7 protein-coding genes are annotated in these 5,733 nt (G+C 43.4%); all 7 read left to right on the top strand.

The features are described 5' to 3' along the window. Positions 1 to 1,323, top strand: a 1,323-nt coding sequence (locus Q7P41_RS05185; RefSeq protein WP_369693137.1) for a mitochondrial fission ELM1 family protein, incomplete at its 5' end; no start/stop codon positions are given. A gap of 167 nt (positions 1,324 to 1,490) precedes the next feature. Beyond that, entirely contained in the window at positions 1,491 to 2,540 is a 1,050-nt protein-coding gene (locus tag Q7P41_RS05190) for a glycosyltransferase family 4 protein (protein ID WP_303882710.1), read from the top strand. After that, on the top strand, positions 2,534 to 2,821 hold the full coding sequence (locus Q7P41_RS05195; RefSeq protein WP_303882711.1) for a hypothetical protein: 288 nt from the start codon (positions 2,534 to 2,536) through the stop codon (positions 2,819 to 2,821). The genes Q7P41_RS05190 and Q7P41_RS05195 overlap by 7 nt, the downstream gene beginning before the upstream one ends. 2 nt (positions 2,822 to 2,823) lie before the next feature. After that, entirely contained in the window at positions 2,824 to 3,900 is a 1,077-nt protein-coding gene (locus Q7P41_RS05200) for a glycosyltransferase (protein ID WP_303882712.1), read from the top strand. 42 nt (positions 3,901 to 3,942) lie between these two features. Then, positions 3,943 to 5,196, top strand: a complete 1,254-nt coding sequence (locus Q7P41_RS05205; protein WP_303882713.1) for an O-antigen ligase — start codon at positions 3,943 to 3,945, stop codon at positions 5,194 to 5,196. Further along, positions 5,153 to 5,623: a glycosyltransferase family A protein gene (locus Q7P41_RS05210; protein WP_303882714.1), complete on the top strand. Its 471-nt coding sequence runs from the start codon at positions 5,153 to 5,155 to the stop codon at positions 5,621 to 5,623. Before Q7P41_RS05205 ends, Q7P41_RS05210 begins: the two co-directional genes overlap by 44 nt. Positions 5,624 to 5,642: 19 nt before the next feature. Continuing rightward, the coding region (locus tag Q7P41_RS12710) for a glycosyltransferase (RefSeq protein ID WP_369693138.1) at positions 5,643 to 5,733 on the top strand (91 nt) is incomplete at its 3' end.

The following is a 5,733-nucleotide window of genomic DNA, read 5'->3' on the forward strand; positions in this document are numbered from 1 at the left end:
TTAAAAGGGCTAATTGGCGTTATTTTTATAATAAGCGACGGGATTCGCGGTCACATAAACCAAAGCCGAGGCGTCGCCCATTTTTTGTCCCTAATTACTGGATGCGATGTGCACGAGCTTGAAGTTAGGCCCGATTTTTTAATTGAAAATGTCAAACTAAATTGGACAAGAAAACCTCTTTATCCTGTTGAGCGCTTTTGTATCATGAAGATGTCAGCTAAAAGACTGGCCGGTCAGGATAAACATGGGATCTTTCGCTGGTTACGCCGTGCCGGCGGTGAGCCCCTTTTAAAAGAGGTACGAGAGGTTTTAGATAGATTAAAAGAAAACAAAGCTGCTCCAAAATGGGAAGCGACCCTCGATCAATCGGATTTTTACGAGGGAAAATCAGAGGCAATAACGACCGCGAGCACGCCAAATGCGCTTTTTTTATCTGCAGGTAGCTTGCCGGCTCCTTACTGTCTTGCACTGGCCCGTCTGTGCGGCGGCAAGTGCATTACGATAATGACTCCTTCGGCTTTGGGCATAGAACCCTTTGATTTTGCCATAGTGCCTGATCACGATTTCCCAAAGGCTTCAAAAAAAGTGCTGGTTACCTTGGGTGCCCCGAATTTCGTGACGGCCGAAAGGATAAAGGAGGAATCCCAAAAATTAAGCAGCCTTTACCCTCCACGTTCCGGGATCCGAATCGGGCTTCTTTTGGGTGGAAGCGACGGCAATTACCAAATAACTCCAAAATGGGCAAAAGAAAATGTGGGGTCCCTGTTGGAGCTTGCCTACCAAGGAGGAGCGGACCTTTACGTCACCACCTCGAGGCGCACCTCCCGTGGAACGGAGCAAGTCTTAGAAGCGTTATCTGAAAAATATCCGTGCATTAGGTATTTGTGCATAGCTTCCCGCGATCCTTACAATCCGGTGTATGGCATATTTGGCATTGTCACGCATGTTTTAGCTACGGAAGACTCCGTTTCCATGATATCCGAGGCTGCAACGGCAGGTTTTTGCACTGGCGTGCTTCCTGTGGAACATAAAAAAAGTTTCAAAAGAGTCCTGGAAGCGAGTGCCCTGTCGTACGTCGAGCGAAAAATTTTGACTCCAAAGAGGCTTTTTGGTATCCCTAAGTTCACCCGTGCCATAGACAACTTTTGTGAGCGCGGGCTTGCCCGTTGGGTTAAAGACGTAACCGACTTGAGCTGCTTGCCCGGCAAGCATGGCCTCGAATTTTGTGAGGCCAAAAGGGCTGCAGAGTGGATAGCGAGCAATTTGTCGGCCGAAGGCATGAAGAAAGGCCAAGCCGGTAATTCCCGGAACACTGATGGCTGAAAATTAGAAATAAATTAGAAATATGGTAAGCTAGGTGAAAGACGTTTTTTTAAAAACCGAAAACGGCTTACTTCGTTATATGGGGTATTGTTAAGTCGATATCACGAAAAAATTAAATCTTGCTATATTTTAAATTTCATATGTTGTGAGGAGAAATTGTTGAAGCGATGGGCAAACCCTTGAAAGTAATGCAAATCCTTCCTGAGTTTCACGAGGGCGGGGTAGAGCGCCACGTTTTGTGGCTTTCCAACGAGATGGCAGAGAAAGGCCATGAAGTGCTCCTTGTCACAAAGGGAGGAAAGCTAGAAAGTCATCTTGATGAAAAAGTCAAAGTTTGGCATCTTCCCGTGCACGCAAAAAACCCGGTCACAGCTTTTTTTTGCGCCATGAGCATTGCCATGCGGGCTAAAAAAGAAGGTTGGGATATCCTGCACGCTCATTCTCGCGTTCCCTTTTGGATCGCCTGGTGGGCAAGCTGTAAAGGAGACGTTCCTTGGGTGGCCACTACGCATGATACATTCAAGCACTCTCGCGTATTAGCTCCATTAAAAAAAGCATCAGCTACCATAAGCGTAAGCCGTTCAGTGAAAGATCATTTAGCGCCCTACCTTCCTAAAAATGCTTTCGTGATATACAATGGCTTATTACCTACTGAAAAGACCTGGCAGGGAAGCTTGGAAGAAGACCCCTTTAAGTTCCTATTCATAGGACGGTTAACGCCAAGAAAGGGATTACAGGTCGTTTTAAAGGCATTGGCGGACGTAAAGGGGAATTGGATTTTAGATGTCGTAGGAGATGGACCGAAACGAACGGAGCTAGAGCAGTTAAGCGCTGAACTGGGCATAAGCGAGAAAGTGTGTTTTAGGGGTTTCCGTGACGATACTGACGATTGGCATGCCCGATGTTCATGCTTTTTATTCCCATCCCTAGAGGAGGGAATGGGTATGACTTTGATGAGGGCAATACAGATTGGCGTTCCCGTGTTGGCATCGAATCTTCCTCCCGTCCGAGAATTATGTTTAAACCCTGAATCTTTGCTGGAGCCTGGGAACGAGATATCTTGGAGAAGGGCGCTCAAAGTTTTATTAACGGAAAGAAAGGTTACCCAACTTTTCGACAGCGGTAAAATACCGACCGTTGAAGAGATGACAAGAAAAGTCTTGGAAGTATATCAAAGATGCATGGCCTTTAAAGAGAAAGAAGTGATATTGTGTTAACTAAAATAAAACAATGGCCTACATCCGTTTCAGGCCATGACTTCATTGGGTCTTTATATCCTTTGGGAACGAGGACATTGGTAATCAGCTTGCTTTCGCACATCAACAAATTTATGCCCCTGGGCGAACGTGTTTGGAGCATTTATCCCGAAATTGAGTGCTCTCCCTGTCCGGGAAGGGACATGAAGGCCTGCAGCGGACAACGATGGTGCGCAGAGGGAATTACCCCGCAGATTTTGTTCGAAGCCGCAACTTTGCTGCTTGCAAATAAGGAGGTATGACGATGGTAGAAAACAAAAAGGTTCTAGATAAACCTTTAAAGATCGTTCAAGCCATCGATGCTGGCGGTTGGGGCGGGGCGGAGAAAGTCGTGGTGATGCTTGCGAACGGGCTGACAAATGCAGGTCACAATGTAGAAGTGTGGGTTAGGAAAAATTCTGTTTTATGCCAAGAGCTAGTGCCTGAGGTAAGAATAAGGGTTGTCCCCTTTTTAAATGACTACGAACCTTTTACTCCTGTACTTTTTGCAAGGGCACTTAAAACGCGCGACATAGTCCACGTTCATTTGGGCCGTGCGGCGAAGTTAAGCGGTTACATTGCGCCTTTATTGTCGCCTGACTCGAGAAAAAGGCTGTTATGTCATATGCATTCCTACCATAAGCCGAGACATTATAAAAGACAAAAGCAGATTATCTGTGTGTCAAAAGCAGTAGAAGATTACGTAAAAAAGGGCATGCCGTGGGTTGAACATACATGGGTGGTATACAACGGAATCGATATGAAAGGTGCAAGAAGTTCTGCCCCGCTGTTTCCAAAGGACGGTCGGGTCGTTCGTATTGGACTTCTTGCCACCTTTAAGGCACCAAAAGGTCACGCTGACTTACTCAAGGCTTTCGCTAAAATTTGTGATGAGCTTCCGGTGAAATTGATACTTGGGGGTGACGGGCCGTTGTTGCCCGACATGAAAAGGCTTGCAGGTGAGCTTGGCATCTCAGACAAGGTGATTTTTACGGGCTTCATCCCACCGGATAAGGTTTTCCCATTTTGGAAGTCTTTGGATATAGCATGTGTGCCGTCAAACGCGGAAGGGTTCCCTTTATCTTTGCTTGAAGCAATGGCATGCGGATTGCCCATAGTGGGATATGCTGAGCCAGGAGTTAAAGAAGCTATAGGAGATGATGGGATACTCCTTCCCGTAGGAGACATTGACGGTTTGGCCGATTCTCTTAAAAAAGCAGTTGAAGACGAAAAATTGAGAGCCAAATTAAGCGGTATGAGCTTAAAGCGAAGCGAGCAATTTACGAAAGAAAAGATGTCTGAAAATACAATAGAAGTTTACAAAGACGCATTGAGACATTAGCTTTGCGATAGCAAATACATCTTAATACTGGAGGTTTATTTGATGAATACGAGCTACATTAAAGATAAATGGCCGATGCATGTTTTTTTCATTAGTCAGGGGATTTCGATGTTTGGAGTGGGATATACGGCTTTGCCGATGCTTTTATTAGTTTTATGGTTATGTTGGATAACAATTAAAACTCCCGGGATGTTTAAAGATCTCTTCACTGACGATCGTTGTTATTGGGTTTGGATTTATTACCTTTTGTTTATTGTAATGGTGATCATTTCCGATTTAGCGGTTGGGGGCAAATTAACCCATTTAGATGGACCTTTATATGGCCTTTCTCTTGGAGTTTACATGCTTTTAGGCTATCTTGTTGCAAGAATTTACAATTTGGATGAAGTACTTATGCTTGCTCACCGATGGCTTGCTCTTTGGCTTTTTTTATTGTTAGTAGTTGCTGAAATTTATTATCATGAAATATATAGATATCACCATGGCATATTTGCCCATACGCACGTTTTTTTCAGTGGTCTTGTGATGATAGCTCTCGTAAACGTGGTTTTTTTAATTGAACGCTTTGAATACAAAAGAATTTTATCGTGGTTTTCTTGCATTTTAGCGCTATGGGCGTTATTTAGCGTTTATAAGTACTCCATTTCAGATATAGTACCGCATCTTTTTATGGCGGGCACAATTCTGGTCATGTTGCTTTCCGATAAAAGGTACTCAATGTACATATTAACAGTTCTTATTTTAGGCGGGGCCTTGTCTGTCGCTTTAGACCCTCAGATTCTGTCAAAATTGCAGGCTGTAAATTTGATACCTCAGGACCTATGGATGAATTTATTGAATCACCGCGAGTCTGTCTGGACTGCATCGCTGAGGATCCTTGGACAACATCCTTTTTTGGGAATAGGGTCCGGTAATTTCAATCCTGTTTGTAAAGAGATTTTAGCGAAAATGGGAGCATTGAACTCGGAAAATTTTGCCCATACACACAACATATTTTTTCAGTGCGCAGTTGCACATGGGCTTATCGCAGGCTTTGCCTTTATTGGGCTTATACTTTCTGGCTTTAGGCTTGCAATTCGATCACTTAAGACTGTTTCCAATGAAAGTATGACTTGGGCCGTCTTTTCTATTTTATTTGTGTATGTCTTGCATGGTTTGGTGGACGTTGCCCCCTATAATGAGGAAATAATCCCTTTCATCTGGGGAAGCGTTGGACTCCTCATGGGCATGGTCGTCAAGGAGGCAAAAACGGATGAGCGAAACTTCAAGGGTAAGTGTCATCATACCCGCATATAATTCTGAACAACACATAGGAAGATTGCTCGAATCTCTCGCGAAACAAACACATCGTAATTTCGAAGTCATCCTTGTGGACGATTGTTCTACTGATAATACGTATAAAATGGCAGTAAGTTTTATGGAAGAAAATAGAATTAGCTATGACAAAGAACTAGTGACATTCTTAAAAAGGTATTATACATCGCATCAAACATTAAAAATGCTGTCTAATTTCATTTTGCAGGGCAATGATGAAGTTTACTGGATGGCATTGCGCAACAACAAGATAAGAGAAATGCTAAAGCATTCATATCCTAATGTTTGGAGCAAGCCTGAGGTTCCTTTCAAAGCATTTCTGGCTTTGCATTTCCCGAAAATTTTTTACAGAAGGTATGTAAGACAGCGTGAAAGGGTTTATGATTATAAATCATATATCATAAGTTAATGGCTTGAAGGTAATGCTGATGTCTAAAATAAAAGTTAGTGTGATAATCCCTGCATACAATGCAGCTTCTACAATTGAAAGAACATTAAAGAGTCTTTTTTCTCAAAGCT

It is taken from the genome of Acetomicrobium mobile (assembly GCF_937920065.1).

Bases quoted from the DNA above. Each gene is read 5' to 3' on its own strand.
- Q7P41_RS05190 (WP_303882710.1), top strand. From the start codon at position 1,491: ATGGGCAAACCCTTGAAAGTAATGCAAATCCTTCCTGAGTTTCACGAG.
- Q7P41_RS05200 (WP_303882712.1), top strand. From the start codon at position 2,824: ATGGTAGAAAACAAAAAGGTTCTAGATAAACCTTTAAAGATCGTTCAA.
- Q7P41_RS05205 (WP_303882713.1), top strand. From the start codon at position 3,943: ATGAATACGAGCTACATTAAAGATAAATGGCCGATGCATGTTTTTTTC.
- Q7P41_RS05210 (WP_303882714.1), top strand. From the start codon at position 5,153: ATGAGCGAAACTTCAAGGGTAAGTGTCATCATACCCGCATATAATTCT.